Annotated in this window: 14 protein-coding genes; 3 read left to right on the top strand and 11 right to left on the bottom strand. The window is 67.8% G+C overall.

Annotation, left to right across the window (positions count from 1 at the left end):
- Positions 1–2 precede the first annotated feature (2 nt).
- The 7 genes from MJO54_RS17735 to MJO54_RS17765 form a co-directional block, all read right to left on the bottom strand.
- Positions 3–875 (bottom strand): pseudouridine synthase, encoded by an 873-nt coding sequence (locus tag MJO54_RS17735; protein ID WP_065153290.1) that lies wholly within the window; start codon positions 873–875, stop codon positions 3–5.
- Positions 872–2,140, bottom strand: a complete 1,269-nt coding sequence (gene nhaA, locus MJO54_RS17740) for a Na+/H+ antiporter NhaA (protein ID WP_234821458.1) — start codon at positions 2,138–2,140, stop codon at positions 872–874. Before nhaA ends, MJO54_RS17735 begins: the two co-directional genes overlap by 4 nt.
- 69 nt (positions 2,141–2,209) lie before the next feature.
- Entirely contained in the window at positions 2,210–2,359 is a 150-nt protein-coding gene (locus MJO54_RS17745; protein ID WP_204368941.1) for a hypothetical protein, read from the bottom strand.
- 150 nt (positions 2,360–2,509) lie between these two features.
- Positions 2,510–3,370, bottom strand: coding sequence for a hypothetical protein (locus MJO54_RS17750; RefSeq protein ID WP_105294488.1), 861 nt, complete (start codon positions 3,368–3,370; stop codon positions 2,510–2,512).
- A 534-nt stretch (positions 3,371–3,904) separates the two neighbouring features.
- Positions 3,905–4,987 carry a hypothetical protein gene (locus MJO54_RS17755; RefSeq protein ID WP_064890874.1) on the bottom strand — a complete coding sequence of 361 codons (1,083 nt, stop codon included), beginning with the start codon at positions 4,985–4,987 and terminating at the stop codon, positions 3,905–3,907.
- 158 nt (positions 4,988–5,145) lie between these two features.
- The gene (locus MJO54_RS17760; protein ID WP_064890875.1) at positions 5,146–6,858 is read right to left on the bottom strand and encodes a glycerol-3-phosphate dehydrogenase/oxidase; all 1,713 of its coding nucleotides are present in this window, start codon (positions 6,856–6,858) and stop codon (positions 5,146–5,148) included.
- Positions 6,859–6,921: 63 nt separating this feature from the next.
- Positions 6,922–8,355, bottom strand: a complete 1,434-nt coding sequence (locus MJO54_RS17765) for an NAD(P)H-quinone dehydrogenase (RefSeq protein ID WP_082108433.1) — start codon at positions 8,353–8,355, stop codon at positions 6,922–6,924.
- A 42-nt stretch (positions 8,356–8,397) separates the two neighbouring features.
- Between MJO54_RS17765 and MJO54_RS17770 the strand changes: the two genes are divergently transcribed.
- Complete coding sequence (locus MJO54_RS17770) at positions 8,398–8,889, top strand: gamma-glutamylcyclotransferase family protein (protein WP_046286473.1); 492 nt, start codon at positions 8,398–8,400, stop codon at positions 8,887–8,889.
- Here MJO54_RS17770 and MJO54_RS17775 read toward each other — a convergent pair.
- Complete coding sequence (locus tag MJO54_RS17775) at positions 8,886–10,064, bottom strand: M20 family metallopeptidase (protein ID WP_046286472.1); 1,179 nt, start codon at positions 10,062–10,064, stop codon at positions 8,886–8,888. The genes MJO54_RS17770 and MJO54_RS17775 overlap by 4 nt on opposite strands.
- A 37-nt stretch (positions 10,065–10,101) precedes the next feature.
- Between MJO54_RS17775 and MJO54_RS17780 the strand changes: the two genes are divergently transcribed.
- Positions 10,102–10,914 (top strand): purine-nucleoside phosphorylase, encoded by an 813-nt coding sequence (locus tag MJO54_RS17780; RefSeq protein ID WP_165797849.1) that lies wholly within the window; start codon positions 10,102–10,104, stop codon positions 10,912–10,914.
- Here MJO54_RS17780 and MJO54_RS17785 read toward each other — a convergent pair.
- Positions 10,908–12,344 (bottom strand): ArnT family glycosyltransferase, encoded by a 1,437-nt coding sequence (locus tag MJO54_RS17785; RefSeq protein WP_240175250.1) that lies wholly within the window; start codon positions 12,342–12,344, stop codon positions 10,908–10,910. The two genes, MJO54_RS17780 and MJO54_RS17785, sit on opposite strands and share 7 nt — an antisense overlap.
- A gap of 154 nt (positions 12,345–12,498) precedes the next feature.
- Between MJO54_RS17785 and MJO54_RS17790 the strand changes: the two genes are divergently transcribed.
- The gene (locus MJO54_RS17790; protein ID WP_240175251.1) at positions 12,499–14,109 is read left to right on the top strand and encodes a phospho-sugar mutase; all 1,611 of its coding nucleotides are present in this window, start codon (positions 12,499–12,501) and stop codon (positions 14,107–14,109) included.
- 208 nt (positions 14,110–14,317) lie between these two features.
- On the opposite strand, the gene upp is transcribed toward MJO54_RS17790, so the two are convergent.
- Together upp and MJO54_RS17800 are read right to left on the bottom strand one after the other, a co-directional pair.
- The gene (gene upp / locus MJO54_RS17795; protein ID WP_046286542.1) at positions 14,318–14,941 is read right to left on the bottom strand and encodes a uracil phosphoribosyltransferase; all 624 of its coding nucleotides are present in this window, start codon (positions 14,939–14,941) and stop codon (positions 14,318–14,320) included.
- A gap of 17 nt (positions 14,942–14,958) precedes the next feature.
- A complete protein-coding gene (locus MJO54_RS17800) occupies positions 14,959–16,353 on the bottom strand; it encodes a PE-PPE domain-containing protein (RefSeq protein ID WP_046286541.1) in 1,395 nt (464 codons plus the stop codon).

Below are 16,353 nucleotides of genomic sequence, written 5' to 3' on the forward strand. Positions count from 1 at the left end.
ACTCAGTTGGCGTCGAGGTCGCGTTCGCTCACGAAACCACGGGTCCGTCCGGTGAAGGGATCGTCGAACTCCAGCCGGTGTGCCAGCAGTCGCAACGGCTGCGAGAAGTCGTCGGGGGCAACCTCGGTGACCTGCGGATACAGTGGGTCTCCGTCGATCGGCAGACCGAGTGAGGCCAGGTGGACTCGCAACTGGTGGGTGCGCCCGGTGCGCGGGGTAAGCCGGTAGCGGCCGTCGCCCACCGACTCGACCAGCGTCTCGGCGTTCGGCTCGCCGGGTTCTTCACGTGCCTGCAGGCAACCACGCTCTTTGACGATGCGACTGCGTACCAGCAGCGGGAACGCGACGGTCGGCTCGGCGGAGGACCGCGCCAGGTACTGCTTGCGCACCGCGCCGCGGGCGAACAGGGTCTGATAGGGCCCCCGCAGCTCTCGGCGGGTGGTGAACAGCAGCACCCCGGCGGTCAGTCGATCCAGCCGGTGCGCCGGACTCAACTCTGGGAGATCCAATTCGCGCCGCAGCCGTACCAGCGCGGTCTGGGCCACGTGGCTGCCGCGCGGCATGGTCGCCAGGAAGTGCGGCTTGTCGATCACCACCAGGTTCGCGTCGCGGTGCAGCACCGGCAGGTCGAACGGTACCGGCACCTCGTCGGGCAGATCGCGATAGAAGAAGACGTGCGCCCCGGCCGGCAACACAGTGGTGTCATCGACGACCACCCCGTCAGCGGTAACCACTTCGCCCGCAGCCACTTTCGCCGCAGTATCCGCACCGAACCGGCTACGCAGCTCGGCGGCGACCGGGCCGCCGTGCAAACGCAGCCGGGCCGGCCCCAGACCGTCGCGCACCGGCAGCGGGGCGGGGCGTCGCCGGGTCACGGCAGCTTAAGATCGAATGCCGACGCACTGTCGGCATCGCGGGCGTAGGCGCGGTCGCGGATGGTCAGCAGCACCGCCGCCAGCATCGCTGCGGTGAGGGTGCCGATCAGCACACCCATTTTGACGTGTTGTTGACGAACGGGATCGCCGAAGGCGAGGTCGCCGATGAATAGTGCGACGGTGAAGCCGATGCCGCCAAGCAAGGCCAGAGCGACCACGTCGACCCACTTCAGTGAGGTGTCGAGCTCGGCTCGGGTCAGTGCGGCGGTCAGCACGGCGGCGCCGGCGATGCCCACCGCTTTGCCTACAACCAGGCCGGCGGCGACGCCGATGGCAACCGGATCGCGCAGTGTGGTGGCCAATCCGTGCAGGCCGTCGAAAGTCACACCGGCAGCGAAGAACGCGAAAACCGGCACCGCCACGGCGGCTGACAGCGGGCGAATTCGGTGCTCGAGACTCTTTGCGTCCAGCCGACGCTGCGGCGACGTGTCGCGCTTGCCGCCCTGGCGGACCGGAACCGTCAGGCCGAGGAGGACACCGGCGATGGTGGCGTGCACCCCGGATTCGTGGACCAGATACCAAGTGGCCGCCGCTAATAGGAGCAGCACCGCGGCGTTGCCGAAACGGCGGGACGCCACCGCGAACAACGCCAACGGGACGAGCGCCAGCCCAAGAGCGACGAAGTTGAGGTCGTCGGTGTAGAACACCGCGATCACGGTGACCGCCAACAGGTCATCGACCACAGCCAAGGTGAGCAGGAAGGTGCGCAATGCCGAGGGCAGGTGCGAGGAGATCACGGCCAGCACGGCTAGTGCGAACGCGATGTCGGTGGCGGTAGGAATAGCCCAACCGCGTAACGCTCCGCCACCAGTGTGGGCGTTGACGGCGACGAATATCACTGCGGGCATGACCATTCCGCCGACCGCGGCGGCGACGGGAAGCGCTGCGCGACGCGGGTCACGCAGGTCGCCGGCAAGCACTTCGTACTTGAGCTCCAGGCCGACCACGAAGAAGAAGATCGCCAGCAGGCCGTCGGCCGCCCACGCCGACACCGACAGGTGCAGATGCCAGGCGCGGGGGCCGACAGTGATGTCGCCGAGCCGGTAATAGGCAGCTGCCCACGGCGAATTGGCCCAGGCGATGGCGACAGTGGCCGCGACGAGCAGCAGTGCCCCGCCCACGGTCTCCTTGCGAAGCACGTCGGCGAGCCGACTGGCTTCGGCCGACGATCCGCGGCCGAAAAGCGGGGGGCGACCAGCGGTCAAGGGAGAGCCTTTGATTTGAGTGACGGATTGTCAGAGGCATAGAGCCTCGAAGGTGAAAGGCGTTGTCGCTCAGCGGTGCGCAGGTGGGCAGCCGGCAAGCTTGCCGTGCGCATTGTTGCCCCAGGACGTGGTGTAGCCGTTGGTGCCCCGAGGGCGCAGATCCCGGTCGGCCAGCAGCAGCACTTTCCGCATGGCGGTGCGGTGCGGCTGCCTCGGCATGCCGCTCACCATACCGGGCGCGACACACATTGCGCCAGGTCAACGGGGCCGCGACCAGATCGCGCGCAGTTCAGAACGGCCCCAACGACACATCGGCCACAACCGTCGGGGGTTGTGGCCGATGTGGCTTGTTGACGCGGAGTTATCCGCTCAGCTGACACCGAGCATCGCGAAGATACCCAGATCGTCCAGGAAGGCGGTCAGCGTGGTGGCGTCGGTCACCGGGTCGGCGCCGGTCCCCAGCAGGGCGGTCAGCAGGGCTCCCAGCGTCTCGTCGCCCAACACGCCGCTGCCGTCCGGGTCGGCGAGCGTCCCGCCGACGACCATGCCGTCGACGAACTTGTCCCAGCCGGCGTCAAGCTGCTCGGGGGTGATGCCCAGCAGGCCGCCGATGGTCGCGTCTTCCATCCCGTTCTGGGTGAGCAGGCCATTGAGCGTGGTGGTGCCGTCTATCCCCATCAGGGTGTCCAGCAGCTGGGCGACGGTCATCTCCGGGCTGAAGTCAGTGAAGGGGATATTCAGCAGGCCCGCGTACGCACCGAGTCCGAGGTAGCCGAGCAGGGTGCCGAGTTCCGTATTGGCACCGTCGCCGCCGATGAAGCCGCCGAGCAAGGTGTCGATCGGAATGGAGCCCAGCGGGGCCCCGCCGAAGTCGACGTCATTGAGCAGCGCGGTGATGTCGGTGGAGAGCAGGCCCAGGGTGGCGGCGTCCAGGGTCATGCCGTCCGGGTTCAGGGCGGCGAGCAGGTCCGCGAGACTCGATGTGGTGGAGATGTTGTCACCGAAGATCCCCAGGACTTGGCCCATGTTGCCGAAGTCGACGGCGTTCAGCAGGCTCTGCAAGCTCTCGCTGAAGGTCGGGAAGCTTGCCGTCAGCGCGACTTCGTGTTGCACCGACGCGGTGAGGCCGGCGGTGATCGTCGGAGCGACAGCCGTACCGCCAAGCAGAGCAGTCCCGGCAAAGACGGTCCCGGCCGCTAACGCGCTGGCTTTGACCGCAAAGCTTCGCACCCCTATTGGCGCGTCAACAGTGGAACAAGTAGACATGAATAGGTCCCCCTTCTGGGATCGAACATTAAGTCGATGCGACTCCCACATCGCCATTAACTTATTATGGGCTCAGCCTTGTGTCAACGATTTCATCGGCGGGCTTTGCCGAACCAGCAACGCTTGCTCACAGCAAACTTCCAGTTCACCGGGATAGTCATGCTATCGAGGCAACTACCGCAAGTAGGCACTGTATGCGCCCGGCGATCTACCACCAGCAGCAAAAAGCTCAGGTGTTTCTCGGCATTTCAACCCAGCCGATTGCGCCGCGCGATCAGTCGATGGCTTTTGGGCATTAATATCATCTCATAACAGTCCATTGGTATGAAATTGAAGGCTAAAAATACTTTAGCTATTTTCGGGATTGAGCGGAATGCGCACAACGCGCTCTATTTGACACCCCAGCAAAGTCACAAGTGCGTTTATCGCGCGCAGATATCAGCAAAAAGCCACGCCCGGTCCGCAGGGCAGACCGGGCGTTGGCGGGAAAGGTCGCGGCTACGGGGCCAGCAGGCCGAAGGCTTCCAACAGGTCGGTGATCAGGGTGTCACCGGTGATCGCCAGCGTGCTGTCGTCGGGTAGGAAGCTGGCCAGGAAAGTGCCCAGGCTCTGTTCGCCCCAGGTTTCGCCGGAGGGGTCGAGCAGTGTCCCGCCGAACGGCAGGCTGCCGAGGTACTGGTCCCAGGTCTGGGCGGGATTCAGGCTGAACAGCAGTGCCAGCGTCGCGTTATCCATGGTGGTGCTGTTGGTGGAGCTGACGGGCAGGATGTGCAGGTACTCGCCCAGCGTGTAGGCGCTGCCGGCCAGAACGGTGGTCGAGCCGAGACCCGAGTACGCGTGTTGGGTGATGTCGGCGGTAGGAACGGTCAGTATCGCGCTCAACCAGTCGACCAGCGAGCTGTTGACGGTCAGATCGGGATGGCTGGTGATATTCAGCAAGGCGCCGCACGTCAGGGTGCAGTTGTCGACGTTCAGGTTCTCCAGCCCCAGCGCGTTGATCATGCTGGCGAACTGACCGAGCAGCGCACCTAGGCCCACCGCGTTGGCCAGGTCAGTCAATGAGTGCGCCCCAGCGCCGTCGCCCAATACGACATCCACCAGCTCACCGAGATCCACGTTGCCGATCGGCACGCCGTCCACCAGGAACAGGCTGCCGGTGCCCAGCAGCGAATTGACCGCGGCGTTCGCGCTGTAGAGCGGTTCGGTGAGCGAGATCCCGAAGATGTCGGCGATACCGGACAGCGTGGTGCCGTCGGGGTTGAAGGAGGCCAGCAGTGCCGACACATCCGAGCTGACACTGAGCGGCGTGCTGGTCCCGGGCACATTGCCCAGCGCGGCCAGCACCTGATTGAGGTCCCCCAGCGACATATTGTCCAGCAGGGTCTGCAAGCTCTGCGCGAATGTCGGATACGCCGTCAGCACCACCTGGTGCTGCTGCGCCGAGGAGATCGGTGGGCTGACAAGCTGCGGACCGCCCGTACCGGCACCGAGCAAGCCTGCCCCGGCGACCACGGCGGCGGCTAGCGCACCGCCCCATCCGGGCAGCTCGCGAGAGCGCCACACCCCGATCCCACCCGACATGAGCCGCCCCTTCCCCATGCCCGGATCCCCCATGTGATCCAGCTCATGGCCAGAAAGTAGCCCCGCCAGAAATGTGTGTCAAACGCATGTGAATGCTGATATCAGCCTAAAAGACTGGAAAGATTCCCTGAATCATACCCACGGTAATGAAGTCTTGTTCAGGTAAGCGGAATCGGCTCCAGTATTTCGGCCCGCGCCTCGGGCGCACTGACGCGCAGCGCATCCGCCGATGCGTCGTCGGGCTGCTCCTGGGAGAGGATCTCGGCTTCCACGCGGGCGGTGTAGTTGGCCACCTCCCGGTCGATGACGACGTCGTCCCAGCCGAGCACCGCCGCCATCACCTCGGCAACCTCACGCGCGCAGTTGACCCCACGGTGGGCGTACTCGATGGAGATCCGGGTCCGCCGGGCAAGTACGTCCTCCAGGTGCAGTGCGCCCTCTGCGGCGGCTGCGTAGGCGACTTCCACCTTCAGGTAGGTGGGTGCCTCGGCTATCGGGTCCAGTAGCTCCGGCTGCCCGTCGGCCACCGCCAGCACGTCGTGGATCAGGGAGCCGTACCGGTCCAGCAGGTGGCGCACCCGGTAGGGGTGCAGGCCCTGGTGGGCGCCCACGTGTTCGGCCTGGTTGATCAGCGCGAAGTAGCCGTCGGCGCCCAACAGCGGCACCTTCTCGGTGATCGAGGGCGCCACCCGCGTCGGGATGTACTCGGCGGCGGCGTCGATCGCGTCGGCGGCCATCACCCGGTAGGTGGTGTACTTGCCGCCGGCGATCGCCACCAGACCCGGCGCCGGAACCGCCACCGCGTGCTCACGCGACAGCTTCGAGGTGTCGTCATTCTCCCCCGCCAGCAGCGGCCGCAACCCGGCATACACACCTTCGATGTCGGCGTGAGTCAGCGGCGTGGCCAACGCGGTGTTGACGTGGGTCAGGATGTAGTCGATGTCGGCCTTGGTGGCCGCGGGGTGGGCCAGGTCCAGGTTCCAGTCGGTGTCGGTGGTGCCGATGATCCAGTGGGTGCCCCACGGGATGACGAACAGCACCGACTTCTCGGTCCGCAGGATGACCGCCGCTTCCGAAACGATCCGGTCGCGCGGAACCACGATGTGCACGCCCTTGGAGGCCCGGACATGGAACCGGCCACGCTGGCGCGAGAGCGCCTGGATCTCATCGGTCCACACCCCGGTGGCGTTGACCACGACGTGTCCCTGGACTTCGGTGACATCGCCGTTCTCGGAGTCACGGACCCGCACCCCGGTCACGCGGTCGCCTTCGCGCAGTAGCGCGACGACCTGGCTGGAGGTGCGGATGACCGCGCCGTAGTGCCCCGCCGTGCGTGCGACGGTCAGGGTGTGGCGGGCGTCGTCGACGACGGTGTCGTAGTAGCGGATGCCGCCGATCAACGCGCTGCGCTTCAGCCCCGGACACAAACGCAATGCGCCGGCGCGAGTCAGATGACGTTGCGCGGGAACCGATTTCGCCCCACCCAGCTGATCGTAGAGGAAGATCCCGCTGGCCACGTACGGCCGTTCCCACCACCGCCTGGTCAGCGGGTACAGAAACGGCAGTGGCTTGACCAGGTGTGGTGCCAGGGTGGTCAGCGACAGCTCTCGTTCGTGCAGTGCCTCGCGCACCAGCCCGAACTCCAGCTGCTCGAGGTAGCGCAGTCCACCGTGGAACATCTTCGAGCTGCGGCTCGAGGTCCCGGCGGCGAAGTCGCGCGCCTCGACCAGCGCCACCTTGAGGCCGCGGGTGGCGGCGTCGAGCGCGCAGCCGGCGCCCACCACCCCGGCGCCGATCACCACTACGTCGAACTGCTCACTGCCCAGTCGTTCCCAGGCTCGTGCTCGTTGGTCGGGTCCCAGCGTGCTCACGTGTGCCAGGCTACGTGGCCGCCCGCCCAAACACGCTGCGACGCTCTCTTGGAGTGCTGCTGCTCAGTCGAGGTCGTCGTGCGTCATCAGCCGGCGAGCCGCCTCGGTGAGCGATCCCGACAGCGACGGATAGACCGCCAGCGTCTGCGCCAGGTCGGCCACCGTGATCCGGTTCTGCACCGCCAGCGCGATCGGCAGGATCAGCTCGGAGGCGATCGGGGCCACCACTACCCCACCGATCACCGTTCCGGTGGCCGGCCGGCAGAACAGCTTGAGGAACCCGTACCGCATCCGGCTCATCTTCGCCCGAGCGTTGGTCTGCAACGGCAGCATGACGGTCCGAGCGGGCACCGTGCCGTCGTCGATCTGGGACTGCGGCACCCCCACCGCGGCGATCTCAGGGCGAGTGAACACCGCGGCCGCCACCGTGCGCAGCCGGATCGGAGCCACCGCCTCCCCCAGCGCGTGATACATCGCGATCCGGCCCTGCATGGCCGCGACCGACGCCAACGGCAGCAGCCCGGTGCAGTCGCCGGCGGCATAGATCCCGGGCACCGACGTCCGCGATACCCGGTCCACCTGCAGGTAATCGCCCGGCGCGAGCGCGACCCCGACCCGCTCCAAGCCCAGTCCGGAGGTGTTAGGCACGGAGCCGACCGTCATCAGCGCGTGGCTTCCGGCCACGGTGCGGCCGTCGGCCATGGTGACCAACACCCCGTTGGAAGGTGCGCCCGTACGGGTCACCGAGGCAGCCCGGGCATTCTTGACCAGGGTGACGCCGCGCTCGGCGAACACGGTCTCCAGCACCCGAGCCGCGTCGGGGTCCTCGTGCGGCAGCACCCGGTCGCGGCTGGCCACCACCGTCACCTTGACGCCGAGCTCGGTGTAGGCGTTGGCGAATTCGGCGCCGGTGACCCCGGAGCCCACCACTATCAGGTGCTCGGGAAGCGTGTGCAGGTCATAGAGCTGACGCCAGGTCAGAATCCGCTCGCCGTCCGGCTCCGCACCGGGCAGCGTGCGCGGGCTGGCCCCGGTGGCGATCAACACCACGTCGGCATCGAGCACACGCTGCCCACCGCCGTGCTCAGTGACTCGGACTCGGTGACGCGCCAGGCCGGATTCGGCGTCGATCAGCTCCCCGCGGCCGGCGATGACTTCGACACCGGAGTTGAGCAGCTGCGTGCGGACGTCGTCAGATTGCGCCGCGGCCAGGGACTTCACCCGCTCGTGGATCTGATTCAGCTCGATCTCGGCGTCGGTGAAATGGATGTCGAAACCCAGGTGCGGGGCACGCCGTAGCTCGGTGCGCACCCCCGACGAGGCGATGAATGTCTTGGACGGTACGCAGTCCCACAACACGCAGGCACCGCCGATGCCGTCGGAGTCGACCACCGTCACCGTTACCGCTTCGGGCCCCTTGGCTGCCGCGACCAGTGCCGCCTCATAGCCGGCCGGGCCACCGCCGACGATCACGATGCGCGTCGAGGGAGAAGTCACAGCGACTAACCTATCCGCAGCGCGGCGTTTAAGATTTCTGCCGTGCCGCTCTACGCCGCCTACGGGTCGAACATGCATCCCGAACAGATGCTGCAACGAGCGCCGCATTCCCCGATGACCGGCACCGGCTGGTTGCACGGCTGGCGGCTGACGTTCGCCGGCGAGGACATCGGCTGGGAAGGCGCCCTGGCGACCGTGGTCGAGGACCCGGACTCGAGTGTTTTCGTCGTTCTCTACGACGTGACTCCCGAGGACGAGAAGAACATGGACAGCTGGGAAGGCTCGGAATTCGGCATCCACAAGAAGATTCGTCTGCGGGTGGATCGGGTAGACGGGATCACCTCGGACCCGGCGGACAGCGAGCCGGCGCCAGTGTTGGCGTGGCTGTACGTCGTTGATGCCTGGGAGCGCGGGCTGCCCTCGGCGAGATACCTAGGCGTGGTGGCCGAGGCCGCCCAGATCGCTGGTGCCCCAGACGAGTACGTGCGCAATCTGCGGACCCGCCCGGCCCGCAACATCGGCCCCGGCAGCTAGAGCAGATCGGTCTGGTCGACGACGCCGGCCATCACCCGCACCCCGACTGCCAGCGCGCGCTCGTCGAGATCGAACGTCGGCTGGTGGAGATCCAGTTGCGGCCCGCTGCCCGGCCACACCCCGAGTCTGCCCATGGCACCGGGAACCTGCTCCAGATACCAGGAGAAGTCCTCCCCACCACCGGACTGTTGGGTCTCGGCCAGCACCTCGGGCCCGATGGCCTCGATCGCGTGGGTCAGCATCCGCGTCGACACCGCTTCGTTGACCACCGGTGGCACTCCGCGGTGGTAGTTCAGCGTGTGCTCGATGTTCAGCGGTTCCAGCAGAGACGCCACCGCCTCCTCGACGATGCTCTCCATCGCCACCCAGGTGTCCCGGCTGGCCGTGCGCACCGTACCGGCCAGGCGCCCCGCCTGCGGTATGGCGTTGGCGGCGGCGCCGGAATTCACTGCACCCCACACCAACACCGTGCTGTTTCGCGGATCGATGCGCCGAGACAGCACCCCGGGCAACCCGGTGATGAGCGTGCCCAGCCCATAGACCAGGTCAGCGGTCAGGTGCGGCCGCGAGGTGTGTCCGCCGGGACCGCTGAGGGTGATCTCGATGGTGTCGGCCGCCGAGGTGATCGGTCCCGGAATGGTGGCCACTCGGCCGACCTCCAGTCGCGGATCGCAGTGCAGCGCGAAGATCCGGCTGACCCCGCTCAACACGCCGGCGGCGATCGCGTCGATCGCGCCGCCCGGCATCAGTTCTTCAGCCGCCTGGAACACCAGCCGCACCCCGACGGGCAACTCCGGCGCGGACGCCAGGGCGAGCGCCGCACCCAACAGGATCGCGGTATGCGCGTCGTGACCGCAGGCGTGCGTCACCCCCGGTACCAGCGAGGCGTACGGCGCCCCGGTCTGTTCGGTCATCGGCAAGGCGTCGATGTCGGCCCGCAATGCGACACGAGGCCCATCCTCCGGGCCGAAGTCGCAGGTCAGTCCCGTTCCGCTCGGCAATACCTTGGGGTTGAGTCCGGCGCTGGCCAGCCGCTCGGCGATGAACTGGGTGGTCGCGAACTCCTGCCGGCTGAGCTCCGGGTGGCGGTGCAGATGCCGTCGCCACGCCACCAATTCCTCGGTATGGGCCGCCAGCCACGCCTCGACGGCGTGCGACACAGGAGTGGGAGACATTCAGGCAGTATCCCATCGTGGCGCGCTACTAAGCTCAGTGCCTGTGACGGTACCGCTGGCAACTCAGGCGGCTGCGGTTGTAGCGCGCCGCACCGGCGTGCAGACGCATGACGTGGCGGTCGTGCTCGGTTCCGGGTGGGCGCCCGCGGTGTCAGCCCTCGGCACTGCGACTGCGGCCCTGCCGATGGCCGACCTGCCCGGGTTCAGCACGCCGACCGCGGCGGGCCACACCGGTGAGCTGGTATCCATGCAGATCGGCGCGCACCGGGTGCTGGTGCTGGTCGGCCGGATCCACGCCTACGAGGGCCATCAGCTGGCCGACGTCGTCCGCCCGGTACGCACGGCCGTCGCTGCCGGAGCCAACACCGTGGTGCTGACCAACGCGGCGGGGGGCTTGCGGGCCAGCTACCACGTCGGCCAACCGGTGCTGATCAGCGACCATCTGAACATGACCGGCCGCTCCCCCCTTGAGGGCGCGCACTTCGTCGACATGGTCGATGCCTACACCCCGTCGCTGCGCGCGCTGGCTCACCAGGTCGACCCCACGCTCGCCGAGGGGGTCTATGCCGGGATGGCCGGCCCGCAGTACGAGACCCCGGCCGAAATCCGGATGCTGCGCACCCTGGGCGCCGACCTGGTGGGCATGTCGACCGTGCACGAGGCGATCGCCGCCCGGGCGGCCGGTGCCCAAGTCCTCGGCCTGTCGCTGGTGACCAACCTGGCGGCCGGGATCACCGGTGAGCCGCTCAGCCATGCCGAGGTGCTGGCCGCGGGCCGGGAGTCGGCGGCCCGGATGGGTGGGCTGCTGGCCGACGTGATCGCCCGGTTGCCGGCACCCTCAGGTCAGTAGCTCACTCCCGAGCTGTGCCGCATCCGCGGCCACATCGTTGCCCAGCTGCCTACCGGCTGCTCGCACAGGTAGATCTTCGCGGAGCTCTCCCCGTTGCGAACCCCGGTGGGGAATCGGACGGACGTCAGGTAGGTGACATGCCGCCAGTACTGGGTCAACTTCACGACCGGGAATCGCCCGACGCACAGCACCGTGTCAGCGCTGCCGGCCGGCGGACCCCATTGTGCGTAATTGCTGTCGCCGCTGACCACCGGTCGGTTGATGCCGGCCGCCGGCCCGAGGACGCGCAGCGCCGACGCTTCGCCGTAATTACTGGTGAAGATCGGCACGTCGTCGGGCAGCGAGGCCGCCGCAGCCGCGACCTCGTCGACGAACCGCGGCCATCCGTAGGTCTCCATCGGAATGGGGTTGACCTTGCGCAACGTGGTGGCGTGCGCCGGTGGCAGCACCGGCAGGCAGAACACGACCGCGCCGGCAAACAGCGCGACCAGGGCAATCGCCCAGCCGCGCGGCGGCCGGTCGGGATTCTCGGCTTCGATATAGACGGCCCCGGCGGCAAACAGCGCCGCCAGTGCCGGCCCGGCGTAATAGCAGCGGCCGCCGGTGATGACACACAACACCAGTGCGACCACCGGCACCACTAAGGCCCAGCGGTGGTCCCGACCTTCCGGCGACACCAGCCAACGGACCCCGATCAACCACAGCAGCACCAGCAGCGGGCCCGCGTACAACAACAGCAGCAGCGGTAGCTGAAACAGCGATCCCACCGGGCCGCCCATCCGCACCGACATGGCATGGGCGAACGTCAGGCTGGGCCAGCCGTGCGCGGCCTGCCAGATCAGGTTGGGGACCGCCAGTGCCACCGCCACGGCGGCGGCCAGCCACGGTCCGGTCGTGCGCAGCGCGTCGCGCCGGAACATCGCCAGACCGACCCCGATACCGACGAGCAGCAATGCGACGGTCTGCTTGGCTTCTAGCCCGATGCCGGCCACCACGCCAGCCGGCAACCAGGCCAGTACCGTTCCGATCCGCAACGCCCGCGTCACCAGCAGCAGCACCGCGATCCAGATCAGCTGGTCGACCACGGTGGTCCCGAAGAACATCGCGGCGCCCATGAACAGCGGGCTGGCCGCGACGGCGGCGGCCGTGATGATTTGGGCAACGCGCCGCCCACCGAATTCGGCGGCCAACAGGGCCGCCAGCACGATGGCGCCTAGATGCACCACGATCGCCAACAATCGAAGCCCCAGCAAGCCGCCCAAGGCCGCCACCCGGGCCAGCAGGGGTACCAGCGGCGGGTGGTCGAAGTATCCCCAGGCCGGGTGCTGGCCACAGATCACGTAGTAGAACTCGTCGGGGTGCCAGCCGTAGTTCATGGCGAAAACCCCGTGGACGACCGCGGCCACGGCAACCACGACGGCTACCGGCACGAGCGTGAGTCGATTCACCGGCGAGGCAGTCAAACGACTCGCCAGCGAGGGTGTTGAACCGGTCACCGGCACTCCAGGGTCGCTTTGGGCGCAAACCGCAGCATCATAACAAGCAATTGACACCTGTCGATTCGCCGCTTGTCACAATCAACGGGTGACCCCCGAGGACTGGATCGCCCACGACCCCGACCCGGTGACCGCGGCCGAGCTGCGCGCATGCAGTCCGGGCGAGTTGGCCACCCGGTTCGCGACACCGCTGCGGTTCGGCACGGCCGGGCTGCGTGGGCCGGTGCGGGGTGGGCCGGACGCGATGAATCTCGCCGTGGTGCTGCGCGCCAGCTGGGCGGTGGCGCACGTGCTCAGCGCACAGCGACGCACGGGTTCGACCGTGGTGGTCGGCGGCGACGCGCGTCACGGCTCGGCGCAGTTCACGGTCGCGACGGCTGAAGTGCTTGCCGCCGCAGGATTTTCGGTATTGCTTCTTCCCCAACCATGCCCGACGCCGGTGGTGGCGTTCGCGGTGCGCCACACCGGTGCCGCGGCCGGCATCCAGATCACCGCCTCACACAATCCGGCAGGAGACAACGGCTACAAGGTGTACTTCGACGGCGGCGTGCAGATCGTCTCGCCGACCGACACCGAGATCGAGGCAGCGATGGCCGACGCTCCCCCGGCCGACTCAATCGCCCGCCGCCCTGTTGCTCCGGCCGGCGATGAACTCATTGCGCGCTACATCGGGCGGGCCGCCGCCGTGCGGCGCCACGGCGGCCGGGTTCGAGTAGCGCTGACCCCGCTGCACGGCGTGGGCGGCAAGATTGCGGTCGAGGTACTGCGCGCCGCGGGGTTTCCCGACATCCACCCGGTGAAGACCCAGTTCGACCCCGACCCGGACTTTCCCACGGTGGCGTTTCCCAACCCGGAAGAACCCGGGGCCACTGACGCGCTGCTGTCGCTGGCCGCTGACGTCGGCGCCGATGTCGCGATCGCGTTGGATCCCGATGCCGACCGATGCGCGGTCGGCATCAGCGGGCGTGACGGCTGGCGGATGCTGACCGGAAACGAAACCGGTTGGCTGTTAGGCGATTACCTGCTGTCACGACTACCCGCGGGTCGGGCGGCTGGCGTGGTGGTGGCCAGCAGCGTGGTGTCGTCGCGCATGCTGGTGCGCATCGCACAGCGCTATGGCGCGCGCCATGTGCAGACGCTGACCGGGTTCAAGTGGCTGGCGCGCGCCGATAACGACCTGCCCGGCGCCACGTTGGCCTACGCCTACGAGGAGGCGATCGGCTACTGCGTCGACCCGGAGGCGGTGCGCGACAAAGACGGCATCAGCGCCGCGGTATTGGTCTGCGATCTGGTGGCGGCGTTAGCCGGTCGAGGCAGCTCAATTCCCGAAGCCCTCGACGAGTTGGCCCGGCGGCACGGTGTGCACGTCACCGACGCGGTGACGCGCCGAGTCGCCAGCCCCGCCGAGGCAGCTGCCGTGATGGCCCGGCTACGCGCCGATCCCCCGGGGTCGCTGGCCGGATTCGCCGTCACCGCAACCGATCTGCTGCACCGCAGCGGACCGGTCACCGACGCGCTGGAGTTCACCGGCGAGTTCGACGGCAGCTCGGTACGGGTGGTGGTGCGCCCCTCGGGAACCGAACCGAAGCTCAAGTGCTATCTCGAAGTCGCGCGCCCGCCCTCGGATGACCTTGCCGGGGACCGCGCCGAGGCACAGCGGGTGCGCGAGGCCGTCGCCGATGCGGTCCGCGCCTGGTAGCGCCTCACTCCCCCGTTCGTCACCAGCCGCCGCACCCGCCTCAGCAGCCACCGGCCCGACGGGGTGTGATGGTTGCCCGCCTTTGAGCGACAACGGATGCCGGGAGGGCTGAATCGGGCTGAATCCACCAACGCAAGAACATTTGTCGCTCAAAGGCGGGCAACAACCACATACCCTCCCGCCAGTTACGGGTGTGACGGTCGGGATCTCAGCGCGGCCCGAACTGGCGGTCGCCGGCATCGCCCAGGCCCGGGACGATGTAGGCGTCCTCATTCAGTCCGTCGTCAACGGCGGCGGTGAACAGCCGCACTCCCGGTGCCGCTTGCGCTAGTGCCGCAACGCCTTCCGGTGCCGCCACCACGCACAGCACGGTGATGTCGGTGGCGCCGCGATCGACCAACAGTCCCAGGGTGTGCACCAGCGAGCCGCCGGTGGCCAGCATCGGGTCGAGAACCATGACCGGTGTGGCGCTCAGGTCCGCCGGAAGCGACGCTAGATACGGCACCGGGAGATGGGTTTCCTCGTTGCGCGCCACCCCGACGAAACCCACGTCGGCTTCGGGGATGAGGGCGTGCGCCGCTTCCACCATGCCCAGTCCGGCGCGCAGCACCGGCACCAGCAGCGGTGGCCGCGCCAGCCGCGCGCCGCCGGTATCGGTCAGCGGGGTGCGCACCACGACGGCTGCGCGGGCCGCGTCACGGGTGGCCTCGTAGACCAGCATCCAGGTCAGCTCGCGCAGCGCCGACCGGAACGCCGCGTTGTCGCTGCACTCGTCGCGCAGCGCGGTCAGCCGCGCCGCGGCCAGCGGGTGGTCGACGACGCACACATTCACGCCGCCGACCCTACGGGTCATGCGCCAAGGAAGTTGAGTATCTCGAAGACCACCGCGCCCATCTCCAGCATCGGCGCAAGCGAGATCAACGGTTCGCCGTTGAACACGGCGTCGGGGCCCAGCCATTCGGCGACGTTCAACGACACCGCCAGCTCGTTCCAGGCGTCGAGCAGGTGGGAGTCCACGGCGTTGGTGAGGTGGTAACCGGTCAGCAGCGCATCGACGAACGAATCCGACAATGGGGACTGGCCGGCGAAACCCAACAGGTCGTTGACCGGGTCGACGAAGCTGTGCACGGCGGCGTACTGCAGACCCGCCAGCATCTGCAGCGGGTCCATCCGCAGTCCGAAACCGGCCACATCGGAGCCGGCGGCCAGCTGGCCGCCGGCGGTCACCGCCCAGGGCCCAACGGCATCGGTGCCATTGATGCCGACGAACGGGTCACCCGGATTGCCGTAGCCCCAGTCGATCACCAGTTTGAGCATTGGTGTCATCGCATCCCCGATGACCTTGCCGATGTCGCCGAGCTGGTAGATCGGCCACAGGATCGGCAACTGCTGGGGAATCAGATAGAAGTCGGTGTCCCCGATCCTGCCGAGGTCGATGGTGTCGGCCAGGTTGTCGAAGTCGATGTAGGAGAAATGCACGGTCGCGGTGCCGATCAGCGCGTTGACCATGGCCAGCAGGTTGGCGGGGTCCTGCGGGAAGTTCGCCAGGCCGTCGTACTCGCCGGTGTAGATGTCGGTGTCGAACCCGCTGGTCGGGGTTGACCCGATGCTCAACGGGATGCCCAGAAACGGCAGGTGCACCGGCTGGTCGCCCAGCAGCGGATACGCGGGGAAGCGGGTCAGGACGCCGCCGAGCGGGTTGTTGGGGTTGCCGATCAGCACGAAGTGCAGGTTGGCCGGGTCATAAACGCCCCCGCCGCCGCCCGGTGCGTTGGCGAGCAGGTCGATCATTAACTGGGTGGAGACCGTGGCGCTCTGCGAGTAGCCGAACACCGTGACGTTGTCGCCGTTTTCCAGTTGCGGCGTCACCGCGGCCTGCAGGATCTCGGTGCCGCGGGCTATCGATTGGGCGAACGTCAGATAGGGGTTCGGTGGGGGCAGGCACACCAGCGGGCAGAACTGGTTAGGGGTGACCAGACCGGCGAAATCGTAGGAGGGAAAAGTCGGCTGACCTGGGAACCAGGGTGTCGCAGGCTGCAGGAACAGGTCCAACACCGCGTCCATGTAGCCGCCGACCGTGGGATCGGGAATGCTGGTGGGCCCCATGATCCAGCCCTCGTTGCCCAACAGCGCAACGTCGGGCCGATCTGCCGCGCCGGGTCCCGGTGTCCCTGGCCCGCAGGTCACCGAGAGCACCGACGCCGCTACGAGCAGTGCTGCCCCCAGCGATCGCCGGTGCTGCAT

The sequence above is a fragment of the Mycolicibacter virginiensis genome (genome assembly GCF_022374935.2).
GTDB lineage: Bacteria > Actinomycetota > Actinomycetes > Mycobacteriales > Mycobacteriaceae > Mycobacterium > Mycobacterium virginiense.

Coding starts and splice junctions, on each gene's coding strand:
- MJO54_RS17775 (WP_046286472.1), bottom strand. CDS start 10,064: ATGTCTCCCACTCCTGTGTCGCACGCCGTCGAGGCGTGGCTGGCGGCC.
- MJO54_RS17800 (WP_046286541.1), bottom strand. CDS start 16,353: ATGCAGCACCGGCGATCGCTGGGGGCAGCACTGCTCGTAGCGGCGTCG.
- MJO54_RS17755 (WP_064890874.1), bottom strand. CDS start 4,987: ATGTCGGGTGGGATCGGGGTGTGGCGCTCTCGCGAGCTGCCCGGATGG.
- MJO54_RS17745 (WP_204368941.1), bottom strand. CDS start 2,359: ATGCCGAGGCAGCCGCACCGCACCGCCATGCGGAAAGTGCTGCTGCTG.